At 58.8% G+C, this 18420-nt stretch carries 11 protein-coding genes, 1 tRNA gene and 7 pseudogenes; 13 read left to right on the plus strand and 6 right to left on the minus strand.

The annotated features are described in order from the left end of the window. The first annotated feature begins 3 nt into the window (after nucleotides 1–3). Together CES87_RS11070 and CES87_RS11075 are read left to right on the plus strand one after the other, a co-directional pair. Nucleotides 4–567, plus strand: a complete 564-nt coding sequence (locus CES87_RS11070; protein WP_128606143.1) for a YbhB/YbcL family Raf kinase inhibitor-like protein — start codon at nucleotides 4–6, stop codon at nucleotides 565–567. A gap of 357 nt (nucleotides 568–924) precedes the next feature. Continuing rightward, on the plus strand, nucleotides 925–1134 hold the full coding sequence (locus tag CES87_RS11075) for a hypothetical protein (RefSeq protein ID WP_128606144.1): 210 nt from the start codon (nucleotides 925–927) through the stop codon (nucleotides 1132–1134). A 164-nt stretch (nucleotides 1135–1298) separates the two neighbouring features. Here the strand turns inward: CES87_RS11075 and CES87_RS11080 are convergent. Then, a tRNA-Arg gene (locus CES87_RS11080) sits at nucleotides 1299–1375 on the minus strand. A 348-nt stretch (nucleotides 1376–1723) separates the two neighbouring features. On the opposite strand from CES87_RS11080, the gene gabD reads away from it, so the two are divergent. From gabD to CES87_RS11095, 3 genes are all read left to right on the plus strand, one after another. Continuing rightward, a complete protein-coding gene (gabD, locus tag CES87_RS11085) occupies nucleotides 1724–3166 on the plus strand; it encodes an NADP-dependent succinate-semialdehyde dehydrogenase (RefSeq protein ID WP_128606145.1) in 1443 nt (480 codons plus the stop codon). 197 nt (nucleotides 3167–3363) lie between these two features. After that, nucleotides 3364–4641 carry a 4-aminobutyrate--2-oxoglutarate transaminase gene (gene gabT / locus CES87_RS11090; protein WP_128606146.1) on the plus strand — a complete coding sequence of 426 codons (1278 nt, stop codon included), beginning with the start codon at nucleotides 3364–3366 and terminating at the stop codon, nucleotides 4639–4641. A 126-nt stretch (nucleotides 4642–4767) separates the two neighbouring features. Next, on the plus strand, nucleotides 4768–5982 hold the full coding sequence (locus CES87_RS11095) for a response regulator (protein ID WP_128606147.1): 1215 nt from the start codon (nucleotides 4768–4770) through the stop codon (nucleotides 5980–5982). A 131-nt stretch (nucleotides 5983–6113) separates the two neighbouring features. On the opposite strand, the pseudogene CES87_RS11100 reads toward CES87_RS11095, so the two are convergent. Together CES87_RS11100 and desA are read right to left on the minus strand one after the other, a co-directional pair. Continuing rightward, nucleotides 6114–6443, minus strand: a pseudogene (locus CES87_RS11100) (GGDEF domain-containing protein); the annotation flags it as partial. 148 nt (nucleotides 6444–6591) lie between these two features. Further along, on the minus strand, nucleotides 6592–7773 hold the full coding sequence (gene desA, locus CES87_RS11105) for a delta-9 fatty acid desaturase DesA (protein ID WP_128606148.1): 1182 nt from the start codon (nucleotides 7771–7773) through the stop codon (nucleotides 6592–6594). Nucleotides 7774–7920: 147 nt separating this feature from the next. Here desA and dibA point away from each other — a divergent pair. From dibA to CES87_RS11135, 6 genes and pseudogenes are all read left to right on the plus strand, one after another. Then, nucleotides 7921–9838, plus strand: a pseudogene (dibA, locus tag CES87_RS11110) (phosphodiesterase DibA). A 259-nt stretch (nucleotides 9839–10097) separates the two neighbouring features. Next, nucleotides 10098–10279: pseudogene (oscA, locus tag CES87_RS11115) on the plus strand (sulfur starvation response protein OscA). A gap of 148 nt (nucleotides 10280–10427) precedes the next feature. Next, nucleotides 10428–11441 carry a sulfate ABC transporter substrate-binding protein gene (locus tag CES87_RS11120; protein WP_128606149.1) on the plus strand — a complete coding sequence of 338 codons (1014 nt, stop codon included), beginning with the start codon at nucleotides 10428–10430 and terminating at the stop codon, nucleotides 11439–11441. Between the two features lie 175 nt (nucleotides 11442–11616). Further along, nucleotides 11617–12430 (plus strand): annotated as a pseudogene (gene cysT / locus CES87_RS11125) (sulfate ABC transporter permease subunit CysT). A gap of 13 nt (nucleotides 12431–12443) precedes the next feature. Then, a pseudogene (cysW, locus tag CES87_RS11130) lies at nucleotides 12444–13315 on the plus strand (sulfate ABC transporter permease subunit CysW). 4 nt (nucleotides 13316–13319) lie between these two features. Next, nucleotides 13320–14309: a sulfate/molybdate ABC transporter ATP-binding protein gene (locus CES87_RS11135; RefSeq protein WP_128606150.1), complete on the plus strand. Its 990-nt coding sequence runs from the start codon at nucleotides 13320–13322 to the stop codon at nucleotides 14307–14309. A gap of 126 nt (nucleotides 14310–14435) precedes the next feature. Here CES87_RS11135 and CES87_RS11140 read toward each other — a convergent pair whose 3' ends face one another. After that, nucleotides 14436–15005 (minus strand): DUF962 domain-containing protein, encoded by a 570-nt coding sequence (locus CES87_RS11140; RefSeq protein ID WP_128606151.1) that lies wholly within the window; start codon nucleotides 15003–15005, stop codon nucleotides 14436–14438. A 41-nt stretch (nucleotides 15006–15046) separates the two neighbouring features. Here CES87_RS11140 and CES87_RS11145 point away from each other — a divergent pair. Continuing rightward, nucleotides 15047–15753 (plus strand): annotated as a pseudogene (locus CES87_RS11145) (Crp/Fnr family transcriptional regulator). A 106-nt stretch (nucleotides 15754–15859) separates the two neighbouring features. Here CES87_RS11145 and CES87_RS34225 read toward each other — a convergent pair. Continuing rightward, a complete protein-coding gene (locus CES87_RS34225) occupies nucleotides 15860–16327 on the minus strand; it encodes a helix-turn-helix transcriptional regulator (protein WP_371858200.1) in 468 nt (155 codons plus the stop codon). After that, nucleotides 16313–16863 (minus strand): annotated as a pseudogene (locus CES87_RS34230) (AraC family transcriptional regulator); the annotation flags it as partial. The gene CES87_RS34225 and the pseudogene CES87_RS34230, both read right to left, overlap by 15 nt. Nucleotides 16864–16963: 100 nt before the next feature. On the opposite strand from CES87_RS34230, the gene CES87_RS11155 reads away from it, so the two are divergent. After that, on the plus strand, nucleotides 16964–18037 hold the full coding sequence (locus CES87_RS11155; RefSeq protein ID WP_128606152.1) for a fatty acid desaturase: 1074 nt from the start codon (nucleotides 16964–16966) through the stop codon (nucleotides 18035–18037). Nucleotides 18038–18420: the final 383 nt, after the last annotated feature.

Consider the following 18420-nt stretch of genomic DNA (forward strand, 5'->3'; position numbering starts at 1 on the left):
GGTATGACCCGATTGACCTCTTTGAACCCTTGGCTGGCGGCCGTAGCAGTCGCCCTTTGCGTGCAATTTCCGGCGCAGGCGGCCCAGGAGCGTTTCACCCTGAACATCCCAGGTGTATCGGATGACCGTTTGTTCACCTCGGCCGCCGCCAGCGATGCCCAGGGGTGCGGCGGGCACAATCTTTCGCCGGCGCTGAGCTGGAACGCCGGCCCGGCAGGCACGCTCAGCTACGCCATCGTCATGCACGACCCGGATGGCCAGAAAGGGCAGGGCGTCGATCATTGGATTCATTACGGCATCAAGGCCACCACCCGCCAGATTCCGGCCGGTGTCGGCGCCAAATCCGCGCTTGAAGGCGTGGGTGGCACGAACAGCAAAGGCACTATGACCTACGTCGGCCCTTGCCCACCGGTAGACGACAGTGCGCACCATTACATCATCCAGCTCTACGCCCTGGACCTGGCCCCGGACGCCTTGCCCGCCGGCCTGACCCGTGCGCAGTTTCTGGAAAAAATCAAAGGTCATGTGTTGAAAAACAGCAGCGTGGTGCGGCGCTATCACCGCTGAAGATTTTCAGCATGGTTTAACCCGAACCGCGTGGGCTGTCCGTCTCAGAGGATGAATGGATCAATTTCCTCCTGAGGTCAGCCCCATGCTCCTTCCACTGCAGTCCCCTCCCCTGCATTTCCTCTGCCCGGCCGCCCAGGGTTTCGCCGCCGGGTTGTTGCCGGCCATACCCTCACCGGGCAGGCTCAAGCGGCAGACAAACTGCTGGCAGACCTACAAAAACGCTTCCCCAACGAAAACCTCACCACCCGACTCAAGACACTGCAAAAAAACTGACCCGCACAACCCCCGGCGATTTGGCATCCGCGCCCGAAAGCGCGCACTATCAAGCCATCGCCGATGGGGTTGGAGGAAACCGTGGCAAAAAAAATCGACCGCATCGCCCAAATGCTCAACTGCCCGGAAAAGGGCGAAGAACTTCGGCGCGCGATTACCGAGAGTCGTAAGGATTTTCTGCTGAATCAGGCGGAAGAGGGTGATGCTGAGGTAGAGGACGTTCTTGAAGAGGAAGAGTTCGAGGACGACGAGGATGATGAGTACGACGAGTTTGATTGGACGACGGAATGACAAAAACCGCTTTGGCGGTTTTTTGTTAGTGGCAGTTGTTCGGATAAACCGAACAACTGAAGGGCCAATCACTTCACACTGAGGGCCATCCCTTCAAGATCTTTGATGAAACGCACAAAAAAGCCCCAGACCCAACGGGCCTGAGGCTTTCTCGTTTCTACATATGGTGCACCAGGCGGGATTCGAACCCACGACCCCTGCCTTCGGAGGGCAGTACTCTATCCAGCTGAGCTACTGGTGCAAGCGGGCGCCATGATACTCATATGCATGGCGGGCGTCCATGCTGCTGAATCGTCTGCGGTTTTTATAAGCGTAACCTGCGTTTGCTACGTTGATCAGAAAAAATAGGCAAATGCGGCGTTTTCGTTCTTTTTTTCGAACGCCCTATTGTCCTTTACCCCCTTTGATCCTAGGATTCGTTTGAGATTTCAAACGCTCTTGTCTGGGTGCTGAACCGCGCGAGTCCAATCCGTGCGCTATTTATGTGCTTCAGCCCGGTGAATGATTTCCCTGACGGCAGCCTCAGAGGCGCCTTTCTACAATCACAAAATTGCTCCGCGCGTGCGCGGTGCTGTTAAGGAAAGCCGACATGCAGCTTAAAGACACCCAGTTGTTCCGCCAGCAAGCCTTCATCGATGGCGCTTGGGTTGATGCGGACAATGGTCAGACGATCAAGGTCAACAACCCGGCAACGGGCGAAATTCTGGGTACCGTGCCGAAGATGGGCGCTGCCGAAACCCGCCGTGCAATTGAAGCTGCTGACAAAGCGCTGCCAGCCTGGCGTGCACTGACCGCCAAGGACCGCGCGAACAAGCTGCGTCGCTGGTTCGAACTGATCATCGAAAACCAGGACGACCTCGCTCGCCTGATGACCCTGGAACAGGGCAAGCCACTGGCCGAAGCCAAGGGCGAGATCGTTTACGCCGCTTCCTTTATCGAGTGGTTCGCTGAAGAAGCCAAGCGCATCTACGGCGACGTGATTCCGGGCCACCAGCCAGACAAGCGCCTGATCGTAATCAAGCAGCCAATCGGCGTGACCGCTGCCATCACCCCGTGGAACTTCCCGGCCGCGATGATCACCCGTAAAGCCGGCCCGGCACTGGCCGCCGGTTGCACCATGGTGCTCAAGCCTGCTTCGCAAACCCCGTTCTCCGCTTTCGCCCTGGCTGAATTGGCCCAGCGTGCCGGTATTCCTGCCGGTGTGTTCAGCGTTGTTTCCGGCAGCGCCGGCGACATCGGCAGCGAGCTGACCAGCAACCCGATCGTGCGCAAACTGTCCTTCACCGGTTCGACCGAAATCGGTCGTCAACTGATGGCCGAATGCGCCAAGGACATCAAGAAAGTGTCCCTGGAACTGGGTGGCAACGCTCCGTTCATCGTGTTCGACGACGCGGACCTGGATAAGGCCGTCGAAGGCGCAATCATTTCCAAGTACCGCAACAACGGTCAGACCTGCGTCTGCGCCAACCGTCTGTACATTCAGGATTCGGTCTACGACGCGTTCGCCGAGAAGCTGAAAGTGGCCGTGGCCAAGCTCAAAATCGGTAACGGTCTGGAAGAAGGCACCACCACTGGCCCGCTGATCGACGAAAAAGCCGTAGCCAAGGTTCAGGAACACATCGCTGACGCCGTTTCCAAAGGCGCCACCGTGCTGGCCGGCGGCAAGTCCATCGAAGGCAACTTCTTCGAGCCAACCATCCTGACCAACGTGCCAAAGAACGCTGCCGTGGCCAAGGAAGAAACCTTCGGTCCATTGGCGCCGCTGTTCCGCTTCAAAGACGAAGCCGAAGTGATCGCGATGTCCAACGACACCGAGTTCGGTCTGGCCTCGTACTTCTATGCTCGCGACCTGGGTCGTGTGTTCCGTGTGGCTGAAGCCCTGGAATACGGCATGGTCGGCGTCAACACCGGGTTGATCTCCAACGAAGTCGCGCCGTTCGGCGGCATCAAGGCCTCGGGCCTGGGCCGTGAAGGCTCCAAGTACGGCATCGAAGATTACCTGGAAATCAAATACCTCTGCCTGGGCATCTAAGCTCGAAGGCATGGGCAAGGCTGGATATTGCTTTAAACGCAAAGGGCACGAGAGCGCTGACCCTTTGCGTGCTTCAAACGGAATTTTCTGTGTGGCCGGGAACGCTGTGGCAGTCGATCATCGCATGCTGTCGCAGTTCCTCCCCGCCGCTTAATCCTTGAACCACGCCGACCGATGAGCGGCGAATGAGGAATGTAATGAGCAAGACTAACGCTTCTTTGATGGCCCGCCGTACCGCTGCTGTTCCACGTGGTGTTGGCCAGATTCACCCGATCTTCGCCGAGTCCGCGAAGAACGCTACCGTGACCGACGTTGAAGGTCGCGAGTTCATCGATTTCGCCGGCGGTATCGCCGTGCTGAACACCGGCCACGTGCACCCGAAAATCATCGCCGCTGTGACTGAGCAGCTGAACAAGCTGACCCACACTTGCTTCCAGGTACTGGCCTACGAGCCGTACGTTGAAGTGTGTGAAAAAATCAACGCCAAGGTGCCAGGTGATTTCGAGAAGAAAACCCTGCTGGTCACCACCGGTTCCGAAGCGGTAGAAAACGCCGTGAAAATCGCCCGTGCCGCCACTGGCCGTGCCGGCGTGATCGCGTTCACCGGCGCTTATCACGGTCGCACCATGATGACCCTGGGCCTGACCGGTAAAGTCGTGCCTTACTCGGCCGGCATGGGCCTGATGCCAGGCGGCGTGTTCCGCGCGCTGTACCCGAACGAACTGCATGGCGTGAGCATCGACGACTCGATCGCCAGCATCGAGCGCATCTTCAAGAACGACGCCGAGCCGCGTGATATCGCTGCGATCATCATCGAGCCGGTTCAGGGCGAAGGTGGTTTCTACGTCGCGCCTAAAGAGTTCATGAAGCGTCTGCGCGCTCTGTGCGACCAGCACGGCATCCTGTTGATCGCTGACGAAGTACAAACTGGCGCTGGCCGTACCGGCACCTTCTTCGCCATGGAACAGATGGGTGTTGCTGCCGACCTGACCACTTTCGCCAAATCCATCGCTGGCGGCTTCCCGCTGGCCGGTGTGTGCGGCAAGGCTGAATACATGGACGCCATCGCTCCAGGCGGCCTGGGCGGCACCTATGCCGGTAGCCCGATCGCTTGCGCCGCGGCCCTGGCCGTGATGGAAGTGTTCGAAGAAGAAAATCTGCTGGACCGCTGCAAGGCTGTCGGCGAGCGTCTGGTGACTGGCCTGAAGGCTATCCAGGCCAAGTACCCGGTGATCGGTGAAGTCCGTGCCTTGGGCGCGATGATTGCAGTCGAGCTGTTCGAAAACGGCGACAGCCACAAGCCGAACGCTGCTGCTGTAGCATCGGTTGTGGCCAAGGCTCGCGACAAGGGTCTGATCCTGCTGTCCTGCGGCACCTACGGCAACGTTCTGCGCGTTCTAGTACCGCTGACTTCGCCGGACGAGCAACTGGACAAAGGTCTGGCGATCATCGAAGAGTGCTTCTCTGAGCTCTGATCACCAAGTGTGACCTGATCGACAAAAAACCCGCTTCGGCGGGTTTTTTTATGCCCCGTAAAACTCAAGTCGCTGTATCCGATGGCCAGCATTCGTTAATGTTCAGGCATTGCCAGGGAGAGCTGTATGACTGTCGTCAATTTACCCGCCGTTCCACGCGTGTTGATCGCCGAGGCCGACCCATGGTCCCGCGATCTGCTCAAGGAAGTCCTGTTGAACGTACGCTGCGACGTGCTATTGGACTTGTGTGCTGACGGCCAACAGGCGCTGGAGTTACTGGCAGTTAATCCATACGATCTGGTGATCGTCGACTGGGAGTTGCCCGGTGTCGATGGCCTGAATGTGTTGCGCAGCGTTCGTCAGCGCAAACGCAATCCGCCGCTGCCCTTCATCCTCATGAGCAGCCGTAACGACAGTGCCAGCGTGCGCGAAGCCCTGCCGCTCGCGCCTGCCGCCTACCTGACCAAACCCCTGAACATGGAAAGCCTGACCCATCGCTTGCAGGATTTGCTGCTCGATGCCGGTAAAAAGGTCTCGTGTGAGGTGCCATCGCTGGCGCCGGGCATGACCTTGTCGGTGTATCTGGAGCGACGACGTGAATTGGCGGACGGCGCACCGCTGATGACCGACGTGCAGGTGGCGGTCAAGCGCAGTCTCAATCCCAACGGGCTCGATCTGACGAAACTGGAAGACGAGATCCACACCGATCCGCAGGTCACCGCCGTGCTGATCGCCGCCGCCAACAGTGCGGCCCAGCATCATGGCGCAGCCGTGCAAACCCTGTCCCAGGCGCTGCACCGACTGGGCACCGGGCAAAGCATGAATCTGATTCTGGGCCTGGCCCTCAAACGTAGCGCCCGGCTCAGCGATCCGTATCTGGCGGACTATGCCGAGCGATATTGGGAGCTGTCGCTGCACACCGCGGAATACGCGCGAACCTTGGCGCGCTTGCTCGATCTGGATCAGGCACGCTGCTATTGCGCAGGCATGCTGCATCGACTCGGCGACCTTGCGTTGTTGCGTTGTTTGCAGGAATGGAAGCAGGCCGGTGGTGAGCTGGACGAGCAGGAGGCGGTGGGCGAAGCACTCGCTGAATTCGGCGCGGCCTACGGTTCGGCGTTGCGCACCCGCTGGCGTCTGCCGCTGGAGTTGCGACAGCTGATTGCGGCGGCCTACCAGCTCGGTGGCGGGGTTTACTCCCGCGAAGCGCTGGTGATGAATATGGCGGCGCAACTGGCGCGCTTGACCGAGCATGAGGGCGTCGAGGAGCTGGCTAAAAGCCGAACGGCACGGTTGCTCAAGATCGGATTACCGGAGTTGATGCGAATGCGCAAAAATTAGGCTTCTCGCTTGGATCGTTCCCACGCTCTGCGTGGGAATGCCGCCCGGGACGCTCCGCGTCCCTTCGCAAATCGTGACGCAGAGCGTCACAGGATGCATTCCCACGCGGAGCGTGGGAACGATCTCATTCGTCAGCCGGTGACAATCCGGTTCTTCCCCTCGCGCTTGGCCTGATACATCGCCGCATCCGCGCGGGCAAACAGGCCCTCGATATTTTCATCCTCGCCAGTGAGGCTGGTCAGCCCCTGGCTGACGGTGATGCCGAATGTCTGGCCGTCATGATGGAAGCTCAAGCGCTGGATCTCCCGTTGCAGGCGTTCAGCCGCTTGCAGGGCCATGTCCGGCGTACAGCCGGGGAACACTGCCGCGAATTCTTCGCCACCAATGCGGCCGAACAAATCCCCGCGGCGCAACGCTGCGCGGCCGCTGTCGGCGATGTGTTGCAGCACGTTGTCGCCTTCCTCACAAATCTCAAAGGGCGTACACCGCTTGAGGTTCGAAAGCGGCCACAACGAAGCCCGCCTGGATGGCGAAGTGTCTTTGAGAGGGGGGATTTGAAGCGAAGTTCCGAAAGGTGCGCCCCAGAAAAGAGCGCACCGATCAGCGGTGTCAGGCGGTAGGGCGCAGGGAGTAGGTTTTCAACTGATCGGCGAAATCACGCAAGGATTGAATCCCGCTGGCTTCGGCTTCGTGTACCCAATCCTTGATGGCTGCCAGCATGTCGTGACCATTTGAGCTGGTCTTGACCCAGATCTGCTGCAGGGCCAGGCGTTTTTCGTAAATTACCTTCAGCGCCTGACTGTGTTCGAGCATGTTCTGGATACGTACGTGGTGCCGATCGTCCAGCAGGCTGGTTTCCCGCGAGAGCAGACGCTTGGCGCGGCGGAACTGGTGTCGGACCGAGTGATCGACCTTGTCCAGCTCTTGCTTGACCAGCGGGCCGATCACCAATTTGCGGTATTGGGCCATGATCTGGAAGCGGTTGTTGAGGATGGCCATGGCAGTGTCCATGTCCAGGTTGCCCTTGCCTTCGACACGGTGGGCGATCGGCGCGATGCGCTGAACCTTGGCCAGGCGCAGGAAGCTGAACACTTGAATCCAGGCCCAGCCCAGATCGAATTCCCACTTCTTGACCGACAGTTTGGCCGAATTAGGGTAGGTGTGATGGTTGTTATGCAGTTCTTCACCGCCGATCAGGATGCCCCAAGGCACCAGATTGGTCGCCGCGTCGCGGCACTCGAAGTTGCGGTAGCCGACGGCATGGCCCAGGCCATTGACCACACCGGCAGCCCAGACCGGAATCCACATCATCTGGATGGCCCAGATGGTGATGCCGATGGTGCCGAACAACAGCAGGTCGATGACGGCCATGATCGCCACGCCCAGCAGCGGGAAGCGGCTATAGAGATTGCGCTCGATCCAGTCGTCGGGGCAGTTCTTGCCATAGATACGCAGGGTCTCGGCGTTTTCCGCTTCGGCACGGTACAGCTCGGCGCCTTTGCGCAGAACCGTGGACAAGCCCTTGATGACCGGGCTATGCGGGTCATCGACGGTTTCGCATTTGGCGTGATGCTTGCGGTGGATGGCAGTCCACTCGCGGGTGTTCTGCGCCGTGGTCAGCCACAGCCAGAAGCGGAAGAAATGTTTCAGGCCGGCATTCAGCTCAAGCGAGCGATGGGCCGAATAACGATGCAGATAGACCGTGACGCCGACGATCGTCACGTGGGTCATCAGCAGGGTGACTGCCACCAGTGACCAGGGCGACAAGCCGAGAAAACCTTCGTACCACATAGGCTATAGGGCCCTCGATAAAGAAAAAAACAGCCGTTGCATTATCACCAAGCCCACAGAGAAAACCAGTCGCCCTTTCAGATAAAAGTGGCTGGATGTGTCTTTACTCTATAATCCCTGCTTTTTTGTAGGGACATGGACAGCCTTATGTCTGCAAGCTATCGCGATGCCTTGCGCGCAGCGCTGCTTTACCTGTTGCTTTCGTTGGTTTGGCTGCAGCTTAGTGGCTATTTATTGAACAGGTTCTTCGATAGCTCCGTCGAGCTATCGCGATGGCAACTGATCAACGGTTATGCCTGGGTGGTGTTCAGCGCCGGGTTTATCTTCATAGCCCGGGCGCGTCTGCTGCGTTGCCTGGGGATCGGCGCCAAATTGCGCGAGCGCAGCGAAGATCGCGAGCGTCTACGTCAGGCGGCGGCCGTGTTCGATTGCACCCGCGAAGGCGTACTGGTGACCGATTGTGCCGGACTGATCGTGCATGTGAACCGGGCGTTCATGGCGATCACGGGTTACCAGTGCGAAGAAGTGTTGGGAAAACGACCCAGTCTGTTCAAGTCCGGGCATCATTCGCCAGCGTTTTACCAGGCCATGTTCGCCACGCTGAGCAGTTCGGGCCAATGGAGCGGAGAAATCTGGAACCGTCGCAAGAGCGGTGAAATCTACCCCCAATGGCAAACCATCCGCGTTATTCATGACGACTTGGGGCAACGCAGTCATTACGTCGCGGTGTTTTCCGATATCAGCGCGATCAAGAACTCCGAACACGAACTGATGCACCTGGCGCATCACGATCCGCTGACTGACTTGCCCAACCGCCTGCTGTTCACCGACCGTGCCGAGCAGGCCCTGGCTTCTGCGCAGGCCCACAAGCGCGGTTGTGCGCTGCTGATGATCGACCTGGATCATTTCAAAATGATCAACGACAGCCTCGGGCATACGATCGGTGATCAACTGCTCAAAGCGGTCGCGGAGCGCTTGAAGGCCATGTTCGGCCCCGGCATTACCTTGGCGCGACTGGGCGGCGATGAGTTCGCCGTGCTGGCCGAAAGCTGTCCACAATTGGTGCAGTCTGCCGCGCTGGCCCAGCGAATCATTGATGGCTCAAGGAGCCGTTCCCGATCGACGGGCATCAGCTGTTTATCAACACCAGCATCGGTATCAGCGTGTTCCCCAGCGATGCCTTGAACGCTGAACAATTGTTGCGAAATGCCGATTCGGCGTTGTTCAAGGCCAAAAGCACCGGCCGCAATGGCTACGCGCTCTATACCGAAGAACTGACCGCGCATGCCCAGCAGCGGGTCGAGACCTCATTCGAATTGCGTCATGCCCTGGACCAGCAGCAATTGCGCGTTTATTACCAGCCGGTTCACGACCTTCAGACCAGCCAATTGATCGGCGTCGAAGCGTTGGTGCGTTGGGAGCATCCGCAACGGGGTTTGGTGTCGCCGGCAGAATTCATTCCGGTTGCCGAGCGAACCGGGTTGATTGCCGAAATAGACGCCTGGGTGATGCAACAGGCCTGCCAGCAAATGCGCCAATGGCAGCAGGCCGGTGTGGTGTTGTCGTTTGTCGCGGTGAATATTTCTTCGCGCCTGTTCGCCCGCCGCGAGCTGTACCAGCAAGTGGTGCAAGTGCTGCACGAAACCGGGTTAGCCCCGGCCTGTCTGGAGCTGGAGGTCACTGAAAGCGCTGTGATGGAAGACCCTGAAGTTGCGCTGGAGCAGATGCATCGCCTGCGGGAGTTGGGAGTGAGGCTGGCCATCGACGACTTCGGCACGGGTTATCATCGCTGCTGCGGCTCAAGCGCTTGCCAGTGCAGAAGCTCAAGATTGATCAGGGTTTCGTCGCCGGGTTGCCATGGGATGAGGACGACGCGGCCATCGTGCGGGTGATCGTCGCCCTGGCGCAGAGCATGGGGATGCAGGTGCATGCGGAAGGGATCGAGCAGGTCGAGCAGGCGGCGTTCCTGCTTAAGCAGGGCAGCCATCTGGGACAGGGCTACTGGTTCGGGCGACCAGTACCGGCTGAACAACTGGATTGGTTGCATGCGCCGGTGATCTTGTAGGAGCGAGCTTGCTCGCGATGGACGTCAACGATGACAAGGGCTGCCTGAATGAACGCGGAGCCCATGCCACCATCGCGAGCAAGCTCGCTCCTACAAGGGCAAGTCCTCGCAAACCCTTGTCCCATCAAATAATCTCTTCTGGTTATATAAACATTCTTAAATAGTATTTTTAAGAATATCCGCGCCTCTCTACTATTGGTTTCACGCCGCAAGCAGTGCCGCCACTGCCAGGCAACCTATCAGTCGAAGGAGCAGCACCATGAGCGCATCTCTACGTAGCGTTGACGGCCAGGACGAAGCAACCATCCTGCGTGAAATCCAGAGCGCCCTGCGCGATCTGCGTTTCGGCGCAGTGGAGATCACCGTTCACAACGCCCAGGTGGTTCAGATCGAACGCAAAGAAAATTCCGCTTGCAGCAGCCGGGCAATAAACCGGGCTGAGGCCGAGGATCAAAAGATCGCAGCCTTCGGCAGCTCCTGCGGGGGATTGTGTAGGAGCTGCCGAAGGCTGCGATCGTTGAACAGGCACCGCGATTTCAGAAGTCCATAAGAAAAGCCATCACACCCAAGAATTCCAGGAGCTTTCACCATGTCGTCGATTCGTCATTTTGCTTTGGCCGCCCTGGCCAGTGCACTTTTTGCTGGTTCCGCGGTTGCCAAGGATTACGAACTGCTCAACGTGTCGTACGACCCGACCCGTGAGCTGTATCAGGATTACAACGCCGAATTCGTCAAGTTCTGGCAGAAGGACCATGCCGGCGACAGCGTGAAGATCCAGCAGTCCCACGGTGGTTCGGGCAAGCAAGGCCGGGCGGTCATCGATGGCCTGCGTGCCGACGTGGTGACCCTGGCGCTGGCCGGTGACATCGACGAAATCGCCAAGCTCGGCAAGACTCTGCCGGCTGACTGGCAGAAGCGTTTGCCGGAAGCGAGCACCCCATACACCTCGACCATCGTTTTCCTGGTACGCAAGGGCAACCCTAAAGGCATCAAGGACTGGGGCGATCTGGTCAAGAACGACGTATCGGTGATCACGCCGAACCCGAAAACTTCCGGCGGTGCGCGCTGGAACTTCCTCGCGGCCTGGGCTTATGGCCTGAAAGCCAACGGCGGTAACGAAGCGAAGGCCAAGGAATACGTGCAAACCCTGTTCAAGCACGTGCCTGTGCTGGACACCGGTGCTCGCGGTTCGACTATCACCTTCGTCAACAACGGTCAGGGCGACGTGTTGCTGGCCTGGGAAAACGAAGCCTTCCTGGCCCTGAAAGAAGATGGCGGCGCCGACAAGTTCGAGATCGTCGTGCCTTCGCTGTCGATCCTCGCGGAGCCGCCAGTGGCCGTGGTCGACAAGAACGCCGAGAAAAAGGGCAACGAGCAAATTGCTGAAGCCTACCTCAAACACCTGTACAGCCCGGCTGGCCAGGAAATCGCGGCGAAGAACTTCTATCGTCCACGTGACAAGGATGTCGCCACCAAATACGCCCAGCAGTTCCCGAAACTGGAGCTGGTGACCATCGACAAAGACTTCGGCGGCTGGAAAAGCGCACAGCCGAAATTCTTCAACGATGGCGGCGTGTTCGACCAGATCTACCAGGCGCAGTAATCTGACTTAAGCCACACACCGAGCCTAATGCTTAGGCTCGTACCATGTGGGAGCGGGCTTGCTCGCGAAGGCGGTGTGTCAGACGACGGAAATGTTGACTGATATACCCTCTTCGCGAGCAAGCCCGCTCCCACATGTTCGCGTTTAACTGACCGCTTTTTAACCAAGGACTTTTATGTCGCGTCGTATCTCCCCCGTCATACCCGGCTTCGGCTGACGCTGGGCTACACCTTGGTGTACCTCAGCCTGATTGTGCTCATACCACTGGCGGCGATGTTCGTGCATGCCGCTCAACTCACCTGGGATCAGTTCTGGGCAATCATCTCGGCGCCACGGGTGCTGGCAGCGTTGAAGCTGAGCTTCGGCACCGCGCTGTATGCCGCGATCATCAACGGCATCATCGGCACGCTGCTGGCCTGGGTGCTGGTGCGCTATACCTTCCCTGGACGCAAAGTCATCGATGCAATGATCGACTTGCCTTTCGCATTGCCCACCGCCGTGGCCGGTATTGCGCTGACTGCGCTGTACACCCCACCGGCTTGGTCGGTCAGTTTGCAGCGGATATGGGTTTCAAGATCGCCTACACCCCCTTGGGCATCACCCTTGCCCTCACTTTTGTGACACTCCATTCGTAGTACGTACCGTACAGCCAGTATTGGCTGATATTCCCCGTGAAGTTGAAGAAGCGGCGGCTGCCTGGGGGCAAAACCCTTGCAGGTTTTCCGTCATATTCTGGTGCCGGCGTTGCTGCCCGCCTGGTTGACCGGCTTCGCTCTAGCCTTTGCCCGCGGGTCGGCGAGTACGGTTCGGTGATTTTCATCGCCGGCAACATGCCGATGAAAACCGAGATCCTGCCGTTGCTGATCATGGTCAAGCTTGACCAGTACGATTACACCGGCGCTACCTCCATTGGTGTACTGATGCTGGTGGTTTCTTTCATTCTGTTGCTGCTGATCAACTTGCTGCAGCGGCGCATCGAAACTCCATAAGGAGGCGCAGAACATGTCCCAATCGTCTATTGCTGCCGCTTCCTCGGCCAACGCCGCCCGCCGTGGCAGTGCCACGTCGCGGCGCATCCTGATCGGTCTTGGCTGGCTGGTTTTCGCGCTGTTCCTGTTGCTGCCGCTGTTTATCGTGGTGTCCCAGGGTTTGAAGAACGGCCTCGGAGCGTTCTTCACCGCGATCTTTGAACCGGACGCCTTGTCGGCACTGAAACTCACAGTGATCGCCGTGGCGATTTCGGTGCCGCTGAACCTGCTGTTCGGCGTCAGTGCCGCATGGTGCGTGAGCAAGTACTCGTTCCGCGGCAAGAGCATGCTGGTGACCCTGATCGACCTGCCGTTTTCGGTATCGCCGGTGATCGCCGGTCTGGTCTATGTGCTGATGTTCGGCGCCCATGGGATCTTTGGTCCGTGGCTGCAGGATCACGACATCCAGATCGTCTTCGCCTTGCCGGGCATCGTGCTGGCGACGATCTTCGTCACCGTGCCGTTCGTCGCGCGCGAGTTGATTCCGCTGATGCAGGAACAGGGTACTCAGGAAGAGGAGGCCGCGCGTTTGCTCGGGCCAATGGCTGGCAGATGTTCTGGCACGTCACCGTACCCAACATCAAATGGGGCCTGATCTACGGCGTGGTGCTGTGTACCGCGCGGGCCATGGGTGAATTCGGTGCGGTGTCGGTGGTTTCCGGGCACATTCGCGGGGTGACCAACACCTTGCCGCTGCACGTCGAGATCCTCTACAACGAATACAACCACGTGGCCGCGTTCGCCGTGGCGAGCCTGTTGCTGATCCTGGCGCTCTTCATCCTGCTGGCCAAGCAGTGGAGCGAAAACCGTATTAACCGCCTGCGCGCCAGCGCCGCGGAGGAATGATTCCATGTCAATCGAAGTGCGTAACGTCAGCAAGAATTTCAATGCGTTCAAGGCGCTGAACAACATCAGCCTGGACATTCATAGCGGTGAACTGGTGGCGCTGCTCGGCCCGTCCGGTTGCGGCAAGACCACGCTGCTGCGGATCATCGCCGGTCTGGAAACCCCGGATCAGGGCAACATCGTGTTCCACGGTGAAGACGTTTCCGGCCACGATGTGCGTGATCGCAACGTCGGTTTCGTGTTCCAGCACTATGCGTTGTTCCGCCACATGACAGTATTCGACAACGTCGCGTTCGGTCTGCGCATGAAGCCGAAAAATCAGCGCCCAAGCGAAAGCCAGATTGCGACCAAAGTGCACGAACTGCTGAACATGGTGCAGCTCGATTGGCTGTCGGATCGCTACCCGGAACAACTCTCCGGTGGCCAGCGTCAGCGTATTGCATTGGCCCGTGCCCTGGCGGTCGAGCCGAAAGTACTGCTGCTCGATGAACCCTTCGGCGCCCTCGACGCCAAGGTCCGCAAGGAACTGCGTCGCTGGCTGGCGCGCTTGCACGAAGACATCAACCTGACGTCGGTGTTCGTGACCCACGACCAAGAAGAAGCCATGGAAGTCGCCGACCGCATCGTGGTGATGAACAAGGGCGTGATCGAGCAGATCGGCTCACCGGGCGACGTCTACGAAAACCCGGCCAGCGATTTCGTTTATCACTTCCTGGGTGACTCGAACCGGTTGCACTTGGGCGAAGACAATCACGTGCTGTTCCGTCCACACGAGGTGTCGCTGTCACGTCATGAACTGGAAGACCACCACGCGGCCGAAGTGCGGGACATCCGTCCGTTGGGCGCGACCACCCGGGTGACGCTGAAGGTCGAAGGACAGAGCGATTTAATCGAGGCCGAAGTGGTGAAGGATCACGACAGCCTGATCGGGTTGGCGAAGGGCGAGACATTGTTCTTCAAACCGAAGGTCTGGCAGAAAGTCGCCAACATCTGATTGCCTGGACGGTCATTTGCTGATCGTTCCCACGCTCCGCGTGGGAATGCAGCCCGTGACGCTCCGCGTCACTGGACGCGGAGCGTCCCTTGAGGCATTCCCACGCAGAGCGTGGGAACGATCAGTTCAGGCCGCCGCATTTTTGCGATTGACACGCACACCCCCCGCCCGCACCTCGATCTGCTCTTTCAGCTCATGCCGCAACCCCAGCATGAACGCCACCTCAGCCACCACAAACAACGGCCCGATAATCAACCCCGTCACATCATCAACAAACGCCGGTTTACGCCCCTCGTAGTGATGCCCGACAAACTGAATCGCCCACCCCACCAAAAACATCCCAAGGCCGCTCGCCAGCCAGACCAGCGTACTTTGCTGCGCCAGCGCATGACCCGCCCAGACACAAAGCCCCAGCAACACCGTCATCAGCACCCCTAGACGCAGTTCCAGGCGCAGGTAAAACCACGCCGAAGCCAGCGACATAAGCACCGCCGGCGACATCCAGAACCCGGCCAATGAAAATTGCGGACGCGACAGCAACACAGCTACCGCAACCACGATCAGCGGAATGCCGACAAAGTGGGTAGCAATATTGCGCGGATCACGGTGGTAGGCGGCGTATTGACTGAGATGGTCAATGAGCCTTTTTTCATTGTTATTCCTCCTGTAGGGTGACCGATCTTGCCTCGGGGCCACTATTCGCTCTGTCAGCCAGGCGACAATCTCTAGGAGTTTTCATGGATATGCAGGTTTGGCGTGCGCGCCTGATGCGCGGTCAGTGGTTCAGCCATCTGCCTGTTTCCTTACAGGATAGTCTGCTGACTGCCGCGCGGGTGCGGCGTTGTCAGCCGGTCAGCGCTTGTTCCAGCGCGGCGACCCACCCTGTGGCCTGTACGCGGTGCTTGAAGGCGCGGTGCGCATCGGCGCCGTGAACGAGCAGGGCAAAGAGGCGTTGCTAAGCCTTGTAGAGCCGCCGCACTGGTTCGGTGAAATCTGCCTGTTCGACGGCCAGGCACGTACCCACGATGCGTTCGGCGTGGGTCAGTGCACGCTGCTGCACATCCCGCAAAACGCACTACTCGCATTGCTCGATGAACAGCCGGTGCACTGGCGGCAATTGGCGTTGCTGATGAGCCAGAAATTGCGCATGACCTTCATCAATCTCGAACAGTTGAGCCTGATGCCGGCCCCGACAAGGCTAGCGCATCGTTTGCTGATGATCGCTGAAGGCTACGGCCAGATCGACGAACCGCGCCGCGTCCTGCAACTGCCGCAGGAGCAGCTTGCTTCAATGTTGTCGCTGTCGCGCCAGACCACCAACCAGATCCTCAAGGATTTGCAGGGGCGGGGCATCATCGGGCTGAGTTACGGCGAAATCGAAATCCTCGATGCTGCACGATTGCGGACCCTGGCCCCTTCTAAACCTGACGATAATCCCCTGTAGGAGTGAGCCTGCTCGCGATGGTGTATCAGCCGACACCGATGTAGCTGACACACCATCGCGAGCAGGCTCGCTCCTACAGAGATCTATGTGAACTGAAGCTTTATGATCACCGCAACCCATCCCGAAATTGCCCCGGCGTCATCCCGGTCCAGCGCTTGAACGCGCGGCTGAAGCTGCTTGTATCGGCAAACCCCAGCAAATAACTGATCTCACTCAACGAGCAGTGCGGATCACGCAGGTGCAGCAGCGCCAGATTCTCACGGCTTTCGTTGAGCAGCGTATCGAACCGACAGCCCTCGTCCGCCAAGTGCCGTTGCAGGCTGCGCAGGCTCAGGTGCAGGGCCTTGGCGATGTGCTCGGCGCTGGGTTCGCCTTCCGGCAATTGCTCCTCGATGGCATCTCGGACCTTGCGCTCCCACGTCAGCGGTTTGAGTTGCGCCAGGGTACGTTTGAGTACGGTTTCATTGTGTTCGGCGAGTTCCGGGTTGGCGTCGTCCAGATGGCTGTCGAAATCGGTGAGCGCAAACTCCAGGCGGTCTTCGTCGGTTGAGAAGTACACCGGTGAGCGGAACACTTTATGCCATTGATGTGCGTCCGCCGGTTCCGGGCGGCGCAGATACACCGCCAGCGGTGCGTAGTCACGGCCGAGGCGATTGCGACAGGTGCGCACGTAAATCGCCATGAATGCATCGATGGCCTCGAAGGCCGGGCCGGATTGCCAAGGGGTATTTTCAGGCGAAAGTGGTAGCGATCCTCGGCGCGGGTCAATTCCAGTACCTGGGCATCGCTGACCACCTGGTGATAACGCACGATGCGCTCGAACACCTCGCGCAAACTGCCGCTGGCCACCAGCGCATACCCCAGCGCATGAAACGTGGTGGGGCTGACGAAGCGCGAGACGCGCAAGCCAATCGCCGGATCGCCGCTGACCTGTACCGCGATTTCCCACAGGCGCGTGGTGCCGGACAACGGGTAACGGGCGTTCGGGTCGTCCATCAGTTGGGGGTCGAGCCCGGCTTGCTGGCACAGCGCTGTGCTATCGAAGCCCAGAGCATCGAGTTGCTTGCGCAGTGCGCGGGTCCAGCTGGCGAGCGATGTCGGTTCAGTCATGCTGATTGGCGCTTCCGGTCAACAGGTTGGCGTTCACGGCTACCGCTACGGGAGGGTGTAGCAGGCAGGATGCGAACATCAATAACCAGAGGATGGAAGCATGCACGGTACTTCTGCAAGTCCCCAACGACTGAATGCAACACAAAGATCAGCGCATATTCGCGAAGTGGTGTTGGCCAAGGGTGTTGAGTTGCGCGAACGCTACCCGATTCTCAAGCAGCAGGATGCGCTGGGCGCGAGCATCCTGGCCTTCTCGTTGGCCGGGATGATCGGTTCGGCGGCGCTCTACATGACAGGGCATATGGCGTGGTGGGCGTGCCTTTTGCTCAATGGTTTTTTCGCTTCGCTGACCCACGAGCTGGAACACGACCTGATTCACAGCATGTATTTCCGCAAGCAGCGGGTGCCGCACAACCTGATGATGGGCCTGGTCTGGCTCGCGCGACCAAGCACCATCAACCCATGGATTCGCCGTCATCTGCACCTCAACCACCACAAGGTCTCCGGCACGGAAACCGACATGGAAGAGCGGGCGATCACCAACGGTGAACCTTGGGGCATCGCACGGTTGTTGATGGTCGGCGACAACGTGATGTCGGCGTTTATCCGTATGCTGCGGGCGCCAACCTGGGCGCAGAAAATCAGCATCATCAAGCGCGCCCTGAAGGTCTACGCGCCGCTGGCGCTGGCACATTGGGGCGCGTGGTACGTGTTTCTCGGCTTCCATGGCGCCAATGGCATAGCACATCTGCTGGGCGCACCGATTGAATGGTCGGCGACCACGTTGTCGGTGATGCAAGTCATCGATATCGCGGCGGTGGTGATCATCGGTCCAAACGTGTTGCGCACGTTTTGCCTGCACTTCATCAGCTCGAACATGCACTACTACGGCGATGTGGAGCAGGGCAACGTGATGCAACAGTGTCAGGTGTTGAACGCCTGGTGGCTGTGGCCGTTGCAGGCGTTCTGCTTCAACTTCGGCAGCACCCACGGGATTCATCACTTTGTGGTGAAGGAACCGTTTTACATCCGCCAGATGACGGCGCCGGTGGCACATAAAGTGATGCGCGAAATGGGCGTGCGCTTCAATGACATCGGCACGTTCGGTCGGGCCAACCGCTTTGTGCGTGAAGAAACCACAGAGCCGCAGCAGGTGCGTGCCGCTCAGGTCTGAGCGATGCACCCGGAAACTCAAATGCGAAAACGTTGGTCATCAATTTGACCCAAAGAGGCGCTAGGTTGTGAGGCAAGCAACGATGATTGGCGGCTGCCGTGGGGGTAATCGGCTTATGTAATTAAGGTCTATTAAAGTAATTAAATATTCCTTTATTACCTAACCGATTTCGCCAATCATCGGCTCCAGAGTTGTTGATCAACGCTTACAGATTTTGAGTTTCCGGGGCCGTCTCCTTGGCAGGGTGCGGCCCCTTTTTTATTCCGGACCCACACACCCCCTGTAGGAGCTGGCTTGCCAGCGAATGCGTCCTTTCAGCCAATAAAGATGTTGGTCGACACACCGCCTTCGCTGGCAAGCCAGCTCCTACAGGTCGTATGTCT

The organism is Pseudomonas sp. ERMR1:02, assembly GCF_002277815.1.
In the GTDB taxonomy this organism is placed as follows: domain Bacteria; phylum Pseudomonadota; class Gammaproteobacteria; order Pseudomonadales; family Pseudomonadaceae; genus Aquipseudomonas.

Coding starts and splice junctions, on each gene's coding strand:
- CES87_RS11070 (WP_128606143.1), top strand. CDS start 4: ATGACCCGATTGACCTCTTTGAACCCTTGGCTGGCGGCCGTAGCAGTC.
- gabD (WP_128606145.1), top strand. CDS start 1,724: ATGCAGCTTAAAGACACCCAGTTGTTCCGCCAGCAAGCCTTCATCGAT.
- gabT (WP_128606146.1), top strand. CDS start 3,364: ATGAGCAAGACTAACGCTTCTTTGATGGCCCGCCGTACCGCTGCTGTT.
- CES87_RS11095 (WP_128606147.1), top strand. CDS start 4,768: ATGACTGTCGTCAATTTACCCGCCGTTCCACGCGTGTTGATCGCCGAG.
- desA (WP_128606148.1), bottom strand. CDS start 7,773: ATGTGGTACGAAGGTTTTCTCGGCTTGTCGCCCTGGTCACTGGTGGCA.
- CES87_RS11120 (WP_128606149.1), top strand. CDS start 10,428: ATGTCGTCGATTCGTCATTTTGCTTTGGCCGCCCTGGCCAGTGCACTT.
- CES87_RS11135 (WP_128606150.1), top strand. CDS start 13,320: ATGTCAATCGAAGTGCGTAACGTCAGCAAGAATTTCAATGCGTTCAAG.
- CES87_RS11155 (WP_128606152.1), top strand. CDS start 16,964: ATGCACGGTACTTCTGCAAGTCCCCAACGACTGAATGCAACACAAAGA.